General features: G+C 52.2%; 10 protein-coding genes and 1 tRNA gene. 5 read left to right on the top strand and 6 right to left on the bottom strand.

The features are described from left to right. The first annotated feature begins 284 nt into the window (after positions 1 to 284). Positions 285 to 3,776 (top strand): cellulose binding domain-containing protein, encoded by a 3,492-nt coding sequence (locus M0L20_RS05540; RefSeq protein ID WP_248476028.1) that lies wholly within the window; start codon positions 285 to 287, stop codon positions 3,774 to 3,776. Positions 3,777 to 4,022: 246 nt separating this feature from the next. On the opposite strand, the gene M0L20_RS05535 is transcribed toward M0L20_RS05540, so the two are convergent. The 3 genes from M0L20_RS05535 to ubiE all read right to left on the bottom strand — a co-directional run bounded on the left by M0L20_RS05535 (position 4,023) and on the right by ubiE (position 5,718). Beyond that, positions 4,023 to 4,097, bottom strand: a tRNA-Val gene (locus M0L20_RS05535). 125 nt (positions 4,098 to 4,222) lie between these two features. Beyond that, on the bottom strand, positions 4,223 to 5,047 hold the full coding sequence (porT, locus tag M0L20_RS05530) for a type IX secretion/gliding motility protein PorT/SprT (RefSeq protein WP_248476027.1): 825 nt from the start codon (positions 5,045 to 5,047) through the stop codon (positions 4,223 to 4,225). After that, on the bottom strand, positions 4,981 to 5,718 hold the full coding sequence (gene ubiE / locus M0L20_RS05525) for a bifunctional demethylmenaquinone methyltransferase/2-methoxy-6-polyprenyl-1,4-benzoquinol methylase UbiE (RefSeq protein WP_232559857.1): 738 nt from the start codon (positions 5,716 to 5,718) through the stop codon (positions 4,981 to 4,983). Before ubiE ends, porT begins: the two co-directional genes overlap by 67 nt. Before the next feature lie 166 nt (positions 5,719 to 5,884). Between ubiE and M0L20_RS05520 the strand changes: the two genes are divergently transcribed. The 3 genes from M0L20_RS05520 to M0L20_RS05510 all read left to right on the top strand — a co-directional run bounded on the left by M0L20_RS05520 (position 5,885) and on the right by M0L20_RS05510 (position 9,297). Continuing rightward, positions 5,885 to 7,096: a dipeptidase gene (locus tag M0L20_RS05520; RefSeq protein WP_232562887.1), complete on the top strand. Its 1,212-nt coding sequence runs from the start codon at positions 5,885 to 5,887 to the stop codon at positions 7,094 to 7,096. Positions 7,097 to 7,108: 12 nt separating this feature from the next. Then, complete coding sequence (locus M0L20_RS05515; protein WP_248476026.1) at positions 7,109 to 7,885, top strand: hypothetical protein; 777 nt, start codon at positions 7,109 to 7,111, stop codon at positions 7,883 to 7,885. Positions 7,886 to 7,989: 104 nt separating this feature from the next. Next, positions 7,990 to 9,297: a Gfo/Idh/MocA family protein gene (locus M0L20_RS05510; RefSeq protein WP_248476025.1), complete on the top strand. Its 1,308-nt coding sequence runs from the start codon at positions 7,990 to 7,992 to the stop codon at positions 9,295 to 9,297. A 47-nt stretch (positions 9,298 to 9,344) separates the two neighbouring features. On the opposite strand, the gene M0L20_RS05505 is transcribed toward M0L20_RS05510, so the two are convergent. From M0L20_RS05505 to priA, 3 genes are all read right to left on the bottom strand, one after another. Further along, on the bottom strand, positions 9,345 to 11,231 hold the full coding sequence (locus tag M0L20_RS05505; RefSeq protein ID WP_248476024.1) for a monovalent cation:proton antiporter-2 (CPA2) family protein: 1,887 nt from the start codon (positions 11,229 to 11,231) through the stop codon (positions 9,345 to 9,347). Positions 11,232 to 11,313: 82 nt separating this feature from the next. Then, entirely contained in the window at positions 11,314 to 11,925 is a 612-nt protein-coding gene (locus M0L20_RS05500; protein ID WP_248476023.1) for an NAD(P)H-dependent oxidoreductase, read from the bottom strand. A gap of 87 nt (positions 11,926 to 12,012) precedes the next feature. Then, positions 12,013 to 14,541, bottom strand: coding sequence for a replication restart helicase PriA (gene priA / locus M0L20_RS05495; RefSeq protein WP_354004168.1), 2,529 nt, complete (start codon positions 14,539 to 14,541; stop codon positions 12,013 to 12,015). 255 nt (positions 14,542 to 14,796) lie between these two features. On the opposite strand from priA, the gene M0L20_RS05490 reads away from it, so the two are divergent. Then, positions 14,797 to 15,801 carry a YpdA family putative bacillithiol disulfide reductase gene (locus M0L20_RS05490; protein ID WP_248476022.1) on the top strand — a complete coding sequence of 335 codons (1,005 nt, stop codon included), beginning with the start codon at positions 14,797 to 14,799 and terminating at the stop codon, positions 15,799 to 15,801. Positions 15,802 to 15,806 lie beyond the last annotated feature (5 nt).

Genomic DNA, 15,806 nt, shown 5'->3' with positions numbered 1-15,806 from the left:
ACGCCCACTTTTGAGGCACTATTGATGATCATATTCTATAGCGCTATATGATTCTTTTAAACAAGGTCATTTCTTCCTGATCAGCGCATATGTAGTTTTTTGCGTAAGTAGAAGCGTCTATCAATGTACTTATTATCAAATATTTACATATTTCTACTTGTGCAGGTTTAGCTAGTTTAATTTCTTTTCTAAAATCCACATTTTCCACTTACTTGCTTATGTTCATTTCTACTGTCTCTTCAAATCGGTCACGAAAGAGTAGCCGATTAACAACCGGGCTGTTCATGCTAGTCTGCATCATTCTTGCTCAGATGGCCACAGCGCAAACGTCCTCGTTCACTGCCGCCAAAGTCGATGCGGGCCAAGAATGCAACTGGCCCTTCAATGCTGTTGCCACTAATCCAGCCGATAATAAAGTTTACGCTTTTTGGCGAAAAGGTGCTGGCGCCGGTGCCACCTACAAGCTTATTCGTTGGGACAATCCTGGCTGGACTACCTTGAGCACATTCACAACGGCGAATGGAACTTCGTCGTCCGTTAAAGTACCCGACTTTGGTGACGCAGCGGATAAAGTGTCCCTGGCTATTGACAAGACTGGTCGTTTCCACGTTGTTTTCAAGGGAATAGCCTTGTCTACAGTCAACGACGGGGTCTGGTACGGGACTAGCGCTGACGGAGTCAACTGGTCCTTTCAACCCGTAGATATTCTGCCAGCGAGTGCAGCGAATGAATCGCTATACGATGCAGTTATTGAAATAGATAAGCAAAATCAACCACACGTCGGCTTCCGGTCCAATACCACAGTCACACCCCGGACCTACCGGCTTCGGTACTTCCGGCTAATCGGGGGTAATTGGGTGGGGGAAGATGCCTTTGCTCAATCGGGAAGCTCCAATGGAGGAACTGTCTCAAATGAAATCGGCCAATTCGATCTGGCCGTTGACGGAGACGCAAAAGCTCACTTTTCTTTTCGGCGGGAAACGAATGGAACAGGTAGGGACGGTAGCCTCTACTACGTTACTAATACGACGGGCAGTTGGTCATCACCGCAGCTGTTAGCGCAAGGGAACACCGATCAGGCGCAGGCTGAAACCAACACAATTGACACCGATGCCAACAACAAGGTACACATCGTTCACTCCGATTACCAAAACAATCTTTACTACACCACCAACGTTTCCGGCTCGTTTGTAACCAGTCAGATCAATGGAAATGCCAAAGGAGAAACCTATACGCAGCACACGCTGCAAATAAACGAAAATGGGGATAAGTTCTTGGTTTATAACGATGATCGGGGGAGTCCCACTCGGCTTAATTACGCATATCAGCTGGCAGGTACGTCAGGCAGCAACTGGACAGTGGGTACCGCTTTCACGCCAAATGATGTTGCCCGGGGAGGCAACTACTTTTCGGGTCTGATGACAAAAGACAGACGTATTATAACGTTATTCGATAACTCCACAACGAATGTTCGTGGCCAGTGTTCGGAATTTCAGCGTGATTTGTGGTACGCTACAGCGACTGTACAAAACGTTCCAGTACAGCAGGCTCCTACGGTTACCACAGCTACTCCGGCTAGTGTAGCCAGCACCTCGGCCATCCTGGGCGGCAACGTGACGGCCGACGGGGGCGCTACCGTTACCGAGCGGGGTATCGTCTACAGCGCCAGCAACAACCCGCCCACTACCGCCAACGCCACCAAGCTTCAAATCGGCTCAGCAACGGGTAGCTTCTCGCAAACGATCACCGGCCTGTCGACCAGTACCACCTACTACACCCGCGCCTACGCCATCAACAGCGCCGGTACCAGCTACGGCGCTACCCAGCAGTTTACTACCACCGCCCCGCTAGCGGCCAGCATTAGTGCCCGGACTAACGTAACTTGTAACAACGGTACCAATGGCTCGGCTACCCTATCTATCACTGGTGGCACGGCTCCCTTCATCATCGACTGGAAACCGGGTAACCCCGCTGGCGATGGAACCGCCACGATCACGGGCTTGAGCGCAGGTTCCTACACCGCCATCGTCACCGATACCTACGGTGCCACCGCCCAGGCCATCGCTACCATTACCCAGCCACCCGCTCTGGTGCTCAGCATTAGCCCCTCGACCACCACCGTCTGCGGTGGAACGGTTACGCTGACCGCTTCGTCAACCAATGCGGTCAATCCTAGCTTCGTCTGGACAGGCACCAGCCCCACCAGCGGTCCAATGGTTACGGTTAGCAGCACAGGTACCTACTCGGTCACGCTGACCGATGGCAGTGGGTGCAAGGCGGTGGCGTCGGCAGCGGTGACCATCAACCCGGTACCTAATCCGACGATTGTGGGTCTGGCCAGCGCCTATTGCAAAAACGCGACAGCAGTTACGCTCGTGGGTAATCCTTCGGGGGGCAAGTTCACCATCGATGGCAATACGGCCGCCATATTAGACCCGGCAGTGTTATTAGTGGGGCAGCACACGGTGGTATACTCTTACACCAACAGCAGCGGCTGTAGCAACACGGCTTCTCAGAATGTCACCATCAATGCACTGCCAACCGTCAGCATCACCGGTCTGGCCAGCGCTTACTGCCAGGACGCTACCACAGTCACACTAGCTCCGCTGGGTTCACCCGCAGGCGGCAGCTTTACCATTGACGGCAACTCAGCGACAGTCTTCAATCCGATCATGCTTTCCATTGGGGATCGCCAGGTGGTTTATCGCTTCACCGACAACAATAGCTGCACCAACTCCGCCAGCCAAACCGTTACCGTCAAGGAGGTACCCACCGCTCCGGTGATGGTCACCCAGGCGGGTAATCCCTACCCGGCAGGCGTCAGCAACCTGACCATCTCCCAGAACGTAGGTAATGTGATCCTGACCGTCTCAGGTTGTACAGGTGGCACCATCAACTGGAACGGGGGCAACGCCACCACGCTGGCCGTCTCCACCAGCAGCCAGGGCACCCAGTCCTTCTCCGCCACCTGCACCCGCAACGGCTGCACCAGCCCAACCGCCACGGCGACCGTCACGGTAGTAGCGCCTACGCTCAAAGTGCTTTCGCGTGATCCTGACAACGGCCAGCTGGGTAACAACACCATCAAGCCCTACCTGATCCTGCAAAACGTGGGTCGTGACCCGTTCGCCTATAGCAACATCACCTTGCGCTACTGGCTAACCACCGAGGATAACGTGGGCCTTGTCTTCCAGAAGAACTTTGTGGCCATCGGTCAGGGCAATCTGACTGTGCGGTATGTGCCTATTAGTCCGGCGCGTCAGGGGGCCACGGGCTACATCGAGTACAGCTTCGGTGGGGGCGCGGGCAATCTGGCACCGATGGGCGATTCGGGACCGTTGGAGTTGCAGGTCTACAAAGAGAACTACAGCAGCTTCTTCCAGCCTGATGACTACTCGTATATCAACAACAGCAGCTACACGCTCAACCCCCGCATCACGGCTTATCAGAACGGCACCATTTTCTACGGTGTTGAGCCGACAGGCACGGGCAGTACTCGTGTGGCCTCGCAGGATGAGGGTCGTGGTTTAGCGGTGAAGGTGCTGGGCAACCCGGTGGTGGGTCCATCGGCGGAGGTCGAGATCAGCGGAGTGAGCGGTCAGTCGGTGGAGCTGAAGCTGGTTGACTTGCAGGGCAAGCCGGTGCACGGTCAAACGATTCGGCAGGCGGGCTGGTTGGAACGGGTGAGTTTGCCCCTGGGCACCGCGCAGGGCATGCTTTTGCTGGAGGTGAGCACGGCTACGCAACGTCAGCAGATCAAGCTTGTACGGCCATAAAGCATCTATCTAAGAAAATTCAACAGCGCAACGCCCGGATCTTCACAGGTTCGGGCGTTGCGTTATATAGTGAGCGTTCTACCAGGCCGGCGGTCGTGAGCACCACAAATTGTTATTACAGGGATAGCGCTTAAAAGAAAATCACAAAGAGGAGAACTGTACCAATACGAGAAAGAGGACAGACAATATAGTAATCACATCAAATAAAAAAAGCGCCTAGCAGTGATGCTAAGCGCTTTTTCGTTGTGGGAGTTGAGGGATTCGAACCCCCGACCCTCTGCTTGTAAGGCAGATGCTCTGAACCAACTGAGCTAAACTCCCTTTTCTTTACCGCCCGATTGTCGTCGTTTGGGAGTGCAAATATAGGAGAGTTTTAAGTCGATTTGCAAGCGTTTCTGTAAAAAAACTTAAAATATTTTTTAGTTGCTTGAAAATCAGCACCAAATTTATTCGAAGTTTAAATACAACGTTACGCTATGTGTCGTCAGGCGATTGATACCAACTCCTGCGGCATTTGTTGAAGGGCGATACAGGTTGATAAGGCCGTGCGAAAATCGTAATTCGGGGGCAAATTTGAAAAACTCAAAAAATTGCTCGAAGCCAATCCCATATTCTACCGCCAGATCCATCGTACCTGTACTGAGCCGACTCGCTCCTTGCAGTTCTTTCCGGCGCACGTTCGTTTCAATGCTGAACGCACCACCGGCCAGCAGATACATTCGGCTATTGTTGCGCCGTTCCGATTTATACTTTAACAACAAGGGTAAATCAACCCAGGTCGATTCCCGGACTTCGGTTTTTGATGTACCACCCGGATAATCGTAATGAACTTCGCGGCTGAACAGCGATACGGAGGGTGTCAGCCGAAGATCAAAACGGTTATCCAGAAACGCGTTCACGACGAAACCAACCCGAAAACTGGGTTTGTTGGGTGAGTAGATGCGATAAGCAGAGTCAGCCGTAAGAAACGAAGGGCTATGACCAACGCTAAACCGGGTAACGGGAGCCGCGAAGAAAAAACCGTAGTGAATAGGTTTGTCATCGTAGCGCTCCAAGTGCTTGCGGACGTATTTGTAGCCCTGTGCCTGTGCCTGCAAGCTAACGACAAACAGCAGTGCCGCAACAATAGCCAGGCGAGCGCACGACTGCCTGAACAAACTACCGCAAAACGGTAAGCTAGCTAACCAGGGTAAACCAGACTGCTTTAGGCCGGATTGGACCGTTTGTGACCTATATAAATCGAAGCAACGCCGAACGTAAGGGGTATCCATTTGGTATTGGTGAATCCTGCCGCTTCATAAATACGCAGAAAGTCAGTGCCATCGGGAAAAGCCTGCACCGATTCGGGCAGATAAGTATAAGCCGAGGCATCTTTACTCACTAAGCGCCCAATGAGCGGTAGAATAGTCCGGGAGTAAAAACCGTATAGTTGTTTAAACGGAAACTGACGCGGGTTCGAGAATTCAAGCACAACGCAAACGCCACCGGGGCGGGTAACGCGGTGCATGTCCGTCAAACCCTTCAGCAGATTCTCAAAGTTACGTACTCCAAACGAAACGATGACAGCATCGAATTCATTGTCCTGAAAGGCTAAACGTTCTGAATCGCCCGACCGCATTTCGATAATCTTGTCGACACCGCGCTGCTTCATCTTCTCCCGTCCGACGGCCAGCATACCCTCCGAAATGTCGACGCCAACTATTTTTTCGGGTTTCAGCGCAAGCGCTTCCAGGGCAAAATCACCGGTTCCGGTGGCAATGTCCAGAATCGTTTTGGGCGCGTAACGCTTGAGTTCGCGAATCGCTCGTTTGCGCCAGAGAATGTCAATGCCACCACTCAGAACGTGATTCAATAAGTCATATTTCGGCGAAATGCTGTCAAACATCTCGGCTACCTGTTCACGCTTGGAGGTATCTTTATCTTTATAGGGTACGACGGCCATAATCGATCAGTTGAATAAACGGCTCTTTACCATAAGAACGGCTATTCGGAATAACTAAACGGCAAAGGTAGTGCGATAACAGCGGGTTTCGGACGAAAGTTTGACATTGAATCAGCGAATGCGTAGTTTTCGAATGCGTGATGCCCTCTTCTACAACCTGACTGTTATGCTTCCACTTGTTTTGTCAACTTTGTTGATAGCCAATTCGTTCGCCACTCATCCGCCCATCGACGACGATAAACTAGCGAAAAAAGCGCGTAAAATTCACCAGCGTATCCTGACACTCGATACCCATGCCGACGCGCCCATCAACATGCAAAGGCCCGGTTTCGATGTGGGTGTGACCCATGATACCAAAAAAGATCAGTCGCAGATCGATTTCCCACGCATGAAAGCGGGGGGGATGGACGCGATGTTTTTCGCGGTCTACACCTCACAGGGGCCCCGCACGGACGCAGGCCACGCGGAAGCGAAGCGTAATGCGCTGAATCAGTTCGATCTGATTCACCAGGCGCTGAAAAAATACCCAAATCTGGCCGAACTCGCGTCAACACCGGCTGATGCCTACCGAATTCAGAAAGCAGGCAAACGAGCGGTTTTTATCGGTATGGAGAATGGCTACCCGGTGGGTAACGATCTGTCGATGCTGAAAACGTATTATGATTTAGGTGCTCGCTATATTACGCTGACGCACTTTGCTAACAACCTCATTGGGGATTCGTCTACCGATCCCGACGGACCGATGTACGGTGGATTAAGTGATTTCGGTAAGAAAGTGGTTGTCGAAATGAATCGGCTCGGTATCCTGATCGATGTGTCGCACGTAGCGGACAGTACTTTCTACGATGCTCTTGCCTTGTCGAAAGCGCCCGTTATCGCTTCGCACTCAAACTGCCGCGCACTGTGCGATTTTCCCCGTAACATGACCGACGACATGATTCGGGCGATTGCGGCAAAAGGGGGCGTTGTTCAGGTCAACTTTGTGAGCGACTATTTGAAAAAACCGTCCGATGCACACCGGGCCGCGAAAACCAAGATTCGTATGGCGCGGGTTGGCAAAGTAGCAACGCCGGAGCTGGAAGCGCGCATTGCGGCCCAGAGCGATTCGGTTTCGAAAGCCTACGCGTCGGAGCGGGCCAGCCTGTCGGACATTGCCGATCACATCGATCACATCGTCAAACTGGTTGGAATTGATCACGTGGGTATCGGCTCTGATTTCGATGGGGGTGGGGGCGTCAATGGTCTCGAAGATGTTAGCCAGATCGAGAATCTAACGGCTGAACTGCTGCGTCGTCAGTATTCAGAAGCCGACATTGCCAAAATATGGGGCGGCAATCTGCTGCGAGTATTGGGACAGGCTAAAGTTGACCTGAACTAACAACGGAATCGAATGAACACGCTCCTGCAAACGCTGAGAGGACGGAACGCCATTCTGTATTGGTTTGGCTTGATCTGCCTGATCGGTGGATTGGTATGCATCGGATTGTCGTTTGTCACTACGCGTCAGGTTTTGGGCATCAACGCCTTCATCAAACCTACCAAATTCTGCGTATCGATCTGGATTTTCTGCTGGACGATGGCCTGCTTTCTGTATCTCCTGAACCGACCAAGAACCGTAGCGGTTTACTCCTGGATGGTTGTTGTCGTCATGACCATTGAGTTGGCCGTCATTATCGGGCAGGCTGCACAGGGAAAACTGTCTCACTTCAACGTTACTTCCGTTGTAGACGGCGTATTGTTCTCGTTTATGGGAATCGCCATCACGACGTTTACCGCCTGGACCGGCTACATCGGCTATCTTTTCTTTATCACCAAGCCAACGGGAGTACCTGCTACTTACCTGTGGGGGATTCGATTCGGGATTCTACTGTTCGTTATTTTTGCGTTTGAAGGCGGGATGATGGCCTCGCGGCTAGCGCATACCGTGGGCGCACCCGATGGCGGGCCGGGCCTTCCCGGAGTGAACTGGAGCACAGGCTACGGCGATCTGCGCGTTGCTCATTTTTTCGGCATGCATGCGTTGCAGCTTCTACCGCTCTACGGCTACTTTCTGGCCAAACAACCCCGGCAGGTGATTGCCGTCTCGATTGCTTATGGCGTAGTTATTTCGGCTTTGCTGGTACAAGCGTTATGGGCTAAGCCGCTTCTTCTGGGCTTCCATTTTTGAGGGTGCGAGCGTCGTAAGAAAGGTGGATGTGTATGGCTTTCGTCGATCCAAGCGGTAAAGAAATGATGCAATAGCCTTTTGTAGACCACAGACTCTTTCTTAACATGAACCGTTCCGACTTTTTAAAAACCTCCGCGCTTGCCGGGGCGTCACTGATTACGGACCCTCATCAAGTGCGGGCGTTTATTACCCGAAAAGCTCCTCAGAAATACCGTACGGCCCTGGTTGGCGCTGGCTGGTGGGGTGGCAATATTCTGCGTTGCGCTGTGCAGGCGGGCGAATCGAAGGTAGTTGCGCTCTGCGATGTTGATACCCGCCAGCTCCAGAAAACAAGTGACGAACTGAGTAAGCTGACATCCGACAAACCCAAGCTGTACCGGGATTATCGCGAGATGCTGAATACGGAAAAGCCCGAAATCGTGATCGTTGCTACGCCCGACCACTGGCACCCGCTCATTGCCATTGCCGCTATGAAAGTTGGTGCTCACGTGTACGTCGAGAAGCCCATTAGTCATACGATCAACGAAGGAAAGGCGATGGTGAAAACCGCCCGGCAAACGGGTAGGATCTGTCAGGTGGGTACGCACCGTCGGGTGTCACCGCACAACGTATCGGGCATAGAGTTTTTGAAGTCGGGGAAAGCTGGTAAAATCGGAATGGCGCGGGCGTTCGTGTATTATCCGGGTGGAGCCGGACAGCCTACGCCCGATGGTGAAGCGCCTAAAGAAATGGACTGGAACATGTGGTGCGGACCGGCTCCGTTGCGCGCCTACAATCCGGCTATGCATCCAAGAGGCTGGCGTAACTTCCTGGATTACGCCAACGGCACGCTAGGCGACTGGGGTATTCACTGGCTCGATCAGATTCTATGGTGGACCGAAGAAAAGCACCCGCGCAAAATTTATTCTACCGGCGGAAGACCGATTCGAAAAGATAGCACCGACGCGCCCGACCATCAGGTCGCTACCTACGAATTTGAGAATTTTACGGCGATCTGGGAGCAGCGAAACTTTGCGGGTAATACTGCCGAGAAAACCCATCCGCAGCAAGCCGTAGGCGTATATTTCTACGGCACCGAAGGCACCTTTCACATGGGTTGGCTGGATGGCTGGACATTTTACCCATCTGATCCAAAGAAACCAACGATCCACCAGGACGCGCAACTGGACAAACCGGACGATCAGAACATAGCGTTGCTGTGGGCTAATTTTCTGGACAGTATCAAAACCAATAAGCTGCCGATTAGTGACATCGAAATTGGGCATCGATCAACCAACATGGCCTTATTGGGTATGCTGTCGATGAAGCTCGGACGTAGTGTCGAGTGGGACGGTGGGCAAATTGCGAATGATCCCGAAGCCAATAAGCTGCTGAGTCGTGCCTACCGGGGCGAATGGCAGTACCCGGTTTGATTCGTTACGTTAGTGGCCGTTCCCTACAGAGAACGGCCATCTGCGTATTACTTCACTAACTCGTTGTTTTCGGCGATCAGGCTGCCTTCATCCCAGCCTTCGTCAACGCGCAGACTTTCTGCTGTACGATCGGCCTGTAAGATTTGTTCCAGTTCCGATTGCGTTTCCCGGACGGCATGAACATACTCGTCGTCGTTGCGGATAGCCGACAGCCGCTTTAAGGTTCGCTCGTCGTGAATAAAAAACGTTTTTGCTGAACGATTCGCTTCGTGCGCCCGGTAGCCCAGCAAGGTCAGGGCGTCAACGCCGACCCGAAGGCTGGTATCGAGCGTTTCGCGGTAGATGTGCAGCATCCCGGCGTTCATCAGATCATACGCATCATAGCGGTTGGTCGAGCGTACCAGAATGTGCAGTTCGGGAAAATGCTTCTTGATGGTCTCGATGAGTTCGAGCCGTTTTGCTTCGTCACCAATAGCGATCACAATGACCTTTGCTCGGGCGGCCCCGGCAATTTCGAGCAGATCATGACGGCTGGCGTCCCCGTAAAAAACGTTGAATCCCATCCGGCGCAGGTAGTCAACGTTGTCGCTGTTGCTGTCCAAAACCGTTGCCTGAACGTTGTTGGCTTGCAGAAAACGCCCTATCGTACTACCAAAGTGACCATAACCCGCGATGATAACCGGGTTGTCCTGCTCGACCAGATCGCTTTCTTTTTCGGGCTCGTCCTGCTTCACGGTCAGGCGGGGCAGCATCAGTTTTTCGTTGAGCAGCATCACCAGCGGAGTAAAGGCCATGCTGATGGCGACAACAGCCGTCATCGTGTCGGTTATTTCTTTCGAGAGTATACCTTCCTGTAGCGAGAAGCTGAACAACACAAAGGCAAACTCACCAACCTGGCTAAGGCCGAAGCTAAAGATGGAGTTCTGGTTATTTGAGAGCGAAAAGGATTTACCCAGCAGGAACAGCACAATCAGTTTGCAGGCCATAATCCCTAGTACCAAGCTCAGAATAAGCCCCGGATTTGCCATGACCAGTTGAAAGTCGATCGAAGCGCCTACGGCAATGAAAAACAAGCCCAATAGCAAACCCTTGAACGGATCGATATCGCTTTCCAACTCGTGCCGGTATTCGCTGTTGGCCAGCACGACACCCGCCAGGAACGTACCCAGGGCTGGGCTTAGTCCAACCGTTGTCATCAGCACCGCAATGCCCACCACCAACAAGAGAGCCGTTGCCGTAAACATCTCGCGCATACCCGTTCGGGCGATGATGCGAAACAGGGGCGGTGTGGCATAGCGTCCGACGGCAATGATAGCCGCTACCGAACCCAAAACGACAAAAGGTTGAAGCCAGGCGGGCAGGGAATCGACCAGGGTTGTGTGGCTATGACCGCCTTCCACAACTGGTACGTTGGTGTCACTGGCGAGTAACGGAAACAGAGCCAGCATCGGGATAACGGCAATGTCCTGAAACAACAATACCGCAAATGAGCTTTGACCCGCAGCGGTTTTCATCAGACCCTTTTCGTTCAACGATTGCAGGACGATGGCCGTGGATGATAACGAGGCAATCATGCCCAGGGCCAGGGCCTGCTTCCAGTCGATGCCGAAGAGTATGGCCAGTCCGGCAACGACAAGTGAGGTAGCTCCCACCTGCACGCCACCCATGCCAAGGATTGATTTTCGTAAATGCCACAGCCGCGATGGCTCCAGTTCAAGACCGATGACGAACAGCATAATGACGACACCGAACTCGGCAAAATGCATGATGTCAGTGCCTTCCTGCCCGATAAACTCTAATCCGGCGGGGCCAATGATGATTCCGGCCAGCAAATAACCAAGCACCGAACCCAGTCCCAGTTTTTTGGCAATAGGTACCGTAATGACCGCAGAGGCCAGATAAACCATTGCCTGGAAAAAGAATGTTTGCTGCATTGTTGATACGGTTGATTGACGGAACTATGTATCTGGATCAAGTAGCAATAATACCACCTGAAACCTATTCAGAAAGCGAAACTTATACCTGCCCGACCGTTTGCAGATCGGGGAGTAATTCGTTGAAGTACGTTGCCTCCTGGTAATTCAAGGCGTTTAGCCGGTCGTTGGCCAGCGCAGACAGGATGGTCTGGTATTGCTCCCCCGATTGACGGATTACTTCTTTCGTGATATGAAAGGTGCCGTACACGACAAATGGCGGTAAGTACTCCATTTTGCACAAGCGCGCGGTCTGCTCAAACGGCAATAGAAACTGATCGACAGGATAATGATTGCGGCCCGTTGGTAAGTACGTGTCGGGTCCTCCGCCACACGAAATAATACAGCCCATCTTTTTGCCAGCCAGCGCATTTCCTCGTGAACCGTAGGCCCAATTATGCTCTAAAACCAGATCAAACCATTGCTTGATAATGGCCGGGCTGCTGTACCAGTACAGCGGAAATTGAAAAAGAATAATGTCGTTCTGAAGCACTAGTTTTTGCTCCCGATCAACGTCGATAAACATATCTGGGTAAGACTCGTAAAGATCGTTGACTGTTACATTTTTCTGATTGCGGCAGTAGTCGATCAAAACGCGGTGAACCTGCGATTTGCTCAGGGCTGGGTGCGCAAACTGAATCAGGATTCGGGCCATAAGTTCGAAAAATGGTGGTTGAGAACGGGTAATAACTGTATGTACCCCGTTCGGTTTTGAATGCGTGCTGTCAAAGGAACGGCCCGTTTACAGGCAGTCCACATCGACCACAATACTCACCTGTCGTAATCCTTTGTCGGTCAAAATATCGTTGATTCGCTCCTGAATATACGTCTTTACGGCTTTTACGTTTACTTTCTCGCGTTCGATCTTAATAAGGATATCGAACAGAAACAGGTTCCGTATCCGCTCGACGAGGGGTTCTTCGGGACCCAGCACGCGGCTGCTGCCCAGTGCGTCGGTCAGTTCGTTTGTCAGTCGTTCGGCGGCCTGGTGGCTAATGATTCGTTCGGGATGGCGAACTGTCAGCTTAATCAATCGCGAGAAAGGCGGGTAATTGAAATCCTGCCGTTCCTGAATCTCTTCTTCGTACAATCCCTTGTAATCGTTTTCAATGATTTTTTGCAGGATCGTCTGCTGCGGATTACCCGTCTGAATCAACACGTTTCCCTGGCGTCCGGCCCGGCGTCCGGCCCGGCCACTGACCTGCGTGAGCATCTGAAACGCCCGCTCGGTCGCCCGGAAATCAGGGAAGTGAATCAGCCGGTCAGCGTCGAAAATACCGACTAAACTAACGTTATCAAAGTCCAACCCTTTGGTAATCATTTGCGTACCGACGAGCATATCGACCTGCCCCCCTTCAAATTCCTGAATGATCTGCTGATAAGCGTTTTTCGCGCGGGTGGTGTCGAGGTCCATCCGCAGCACCCGTGAGCCAGGAAAATAAATTTGCAGCTGGTCCTCGAGCTTCTCGGTACCAAAGCCTATGGTACGCACTTTTGTTGAGCCGCAGGTCGGGCAGACACGGGGTACGTTCTCTTTATGGCCGCAGTAGTGGCAACGCAGTTCGGCATCGCGCTGGTGGTAGGTCAGGCTAACGGCGCAGTTCGAGCATTCAGCGGTCCAGTCGCAATCTTCGCACTGCATGTACGGCGAATAACCGCGTCGATTTTGAAACAGAATACTTTGTTCCTTACGCTCCAGATTCATTTCCAGCGCCTGAAGCAAGGCCGACGAAAACTCATTCTTCATCGTTTTCTGCTTCTTCTCCTGCTTGGTATTGACCAGCATGATATTGGGCAAGGTGGCTTCCCCAAACCGCTTGAACAACTCAACCAGCCCATAACGGCCCTGCTTAGCCTGATAATAGGTTTCGAGCGAGGGAGTTGCCGAGCCAAGCAACACTTTAGCCTGCTGCCAGTGCGCCAGCATGATCGCTACGTCGCGGGCGTGGTAGCGGGGGGCCGGGTCGTGCTGTTTGTACGACGTTTCGTGCTCTTCATCCACGATAATCAGGCCGAGATTGTCGAACGGTAAAAACACGGACGACCGCACCCCGATTACAAACTGGTATTGCCCCGAAACGATACCTTTCCAGACTTCGACCCGCTCGTTGTCCGAAAACTTCGAGTGGTAAATGCCCATTTTGTCGCCAAACACGCGCTGTAGACGAACCACGATCTGAGTCGTGAGCGCAATCTCGGGCAAGAGATACAACACCTGTGAACCACTTTCGAGCGCCTGCTGAATCAGATTGATGTACACTTCTGTTTTTCCGCTCCCCGTGATGCCGTGCAACAGCACAATATTCTGACGCTCAAACTGGGTCATGATCTGCTGCGAGGCTGTCTGCTGGGCATCGGTCAGCTTGATCTCGACCGGGGTAGACACGGAATTGTCCGAAAACCGGGGCTGAATCACTTCAAACGTTTGGAAAACGTCGTTTTTAATGAGCGTTGTCAGCGACGACTGCGAAAGCGTTTCATCCTGATTCAGGATTGTTTTATCCAGCCCTTTTTGGTTGAGAGCCGGGTTCCGCTGCATCGGTACGTGGCTCAGGTAACGCATCACCACTTCCTGCTGCTTCGGTAATTTTTCGAGCCGCTGAAGCAACACCAGCAATTGTTCCCGTTCTTCGTAGTTGCGGTGCAGTCTGACTTTCCGCACCATTTTGGGGATGTACTTTTCTTTGACCTCCTCGAAAACAATAACCGCCTTCTTGCCGATCAGCGATTTGATCAAAGCCGGAACGTTGCCGCCTTCACCGACCAATCGTCCCAGTTCTTCGTACGAAAGTGCGGGTTGTTTTTTGAGTTCGGTCAGGAGTGTCGCTTCAAACTCAGTCAGCAGTTCCGGGTAATCGAAATCCGGATTAAACTGCACCTTCGACTGGCTGGAAATTTTTAGACCCGACGGAAGCGCTACATTCATCACGTCGCCAATGCAGCACATGTAGTACTCGGCCATCCAGCGGAATAACTCCAACTGGTAACTGGTCACGAGCGGGTATTCGTCGAGTACTTCGCTGATGTAACGTGCCTGATAAGCTGTCGGTGGTGTGTTGTGCAGTCGGGCCACCACGGCTGTGAGCACGCGACCATTGTTCTTACCAAATGGAACGATAACCCGCGCCCCGATCTTGAGCGTGTCAGCCATGCCACGCGGAACGCGATACGTAAATAATCTGGGAACGGGAATGGGCAAAATCAGATCCGCAAAGAAGGTAACTTCTTCGGCATCGGTAAACGAAAAGAGTGAATAAGGCTGATTCTCCACGAATGAAATCGGTACGTCGAGTAAAGATAACCACAAAACGGTCAGCTTCAGGCAATGCGTGGGCTAACCAACTCCTCCTTTTTGTTCGCCAATCGGGAGTGTAGGAAACACAACCAATACGGGTACTGATCCGGTTCCGGACGGTGGGGCCAGGTTCTCAAAGCAGACACCACCATCCGGAACCGCGAGAGGGTTTTTACGTGTTAGAAATAAGGGAGAAGTCCTGAAAACAGCCGAATTTTATTTTTACGGAACATGCAAGTGTACGATGTGATTATCGTTGGCGGTGGCCCTTGTGGGCTGGCAGCCGGAATTGAAGCAACCAAAGCTGGTCTGAGTCATTTGATTCTGGAAATGGGTAGCCTGACGGAATCCATTCGGCAGTATCCACGACGGATGCGCTTTTTCTCAACTGCCGAAAATATTGAAATTGGCGGGCTACCTTTTCCAATTTCGGGCGTAAAAGCGGGTCGCGATGAAGCCTTGCAGTACTACCGGAAGGTGGCGGCTTATTTTAAGCTGAATTTTCAACTGTTTCAGCAGGTGTGGGACGTTCAGAAACAGGATGATCTATTCACCGTTTCGACCACCACGGGTGAGCAGTACCAGGCTCGAAAAGTAATCATGGCAACGGGCTACTTCACCCGCCCGCGCTGGTTGGGTATTCCGGGCGAAGATCTGCCGCACGTATCGCATTACTACGACGAGCCGTTTAAATACTCATTTACTAACGTTGTGATTATCGGTGCGTCGAACTCCGCCGTCGAAGCCGCTCTCGAACTATACCGGCACGACGTAAACATTACGGTTGTTCACCGGGGCGAAGATTTTCGTACTACGGTCAAATACTGGCTTGTACCCGATGTAAAAAACCGGGTCAAAGAAGGAAAGATTAAGACCGTCTTCGACTCCGTTGCGACGCAGATAGACGAGAAAACAGTAACGATCAACAACCTGAAAACCGGCGAAGAAACCCAGCTGCCGGCTGACTTCGTGCTGGTGTTAACTGGCTATATCCCCGACGCTGAACTGCTTCGTCGGTGTGGTATCGAGCTTGATCCGGCGACGCAGGTACCGGTTTACGACAAAGAAACGTTTGAGACCACCGTTCCGGGGCTGTACGTCTGCGGTACGGTGATGGCTGGCGTCTTTACGGAAAAGGTCTTTATTGAGAACGGTCGTGAACACGCTCAGGCGATCATCGACCACATCATGGGCCGCGAGGTACACCAGGTAAAAGAACTGATCCAGCGCATTTAATGGAA

Origin of the sequence: Spirosoma liriopis (assembly GCF_023196085.1) — a bacterium.
GTDB classification, from domain to species: domain Bacteria; phylum Bacteroidota; class Bacteroidia; order Cytophagales; family Spirosomataceae; genus Spirosoma; species Spirosoma oryzicola.
This window is presented reverse-complemented; position numbering and strand designations above follow the sequence as displayed.

Excerpts from the sequence above, each read along its gene's own strand:
- ubiE (WP_232559857.1), bottom strand. The coding sequence starts at position 5,718 with ATGGCCGTCGTACCCTATAAAGATAAAGATACCTCCAAGCGTGAACAG.
- M0L20_RS05505 (WP_248476024.1), bottom strand. The coding sequence starts at position 11,231 with ATGCAGCAAACATTCTTTTTCCAGGCAATGGTTTATCTGGCCTCTGCG.
- M0L20_RS05500 (WP_248476023.1), bottom strand. The coding sequence starts at position 11,925 with ATGGCCCGAATCCTGATTCAGTTTGCGCACCCAGCCCTGAGCAAATCG.
- M0L20_RS05520 (WP_232562887.1), top strand. The coding sequence starts at position 5,885 with ATGCTTCCACTTGTTTTGTCAACTTTGTTGATAGCCAATTCGTTCGCC.
- M0L20_RS05540 (WP_248476028.1), top strand. The coding sequence starts at position 285 with ATGCTAGTCTGCATCATTCTTGCTCAGATGGCCACAGCGCAAACGTCC.
- M0L20_RS05510 (WP_248476025.1), top strand. The coding sequence starts at position 7,990 with ATGAACCGTTCCGACTTTTTAAAAACCTCCGCGCTTGCCGGGGCGTCA.
- porT (WP_248476027.1), bottom strand. The coding sequence starts at position 5,047 with ATGGATACCCCTTACGTTCGGCGTTGCTTCGATTTATATAGGTCACAA.
- M0L20_RS05490 (WP_248476022.1), top strand. The coding sequence starts at position 14,797 with ATGCAAGTGTACGATGTGATTATCGTTGGCGGTGGCCCTTGTGGGCTG.
- M0L20_RS05515 (WP_248476026.1), top strand. The coding sequence starts at position 7,109 with ATGAACACGCTCCTGCAAACGCTGAGAGGACGGAACGCCATTCTGTAT.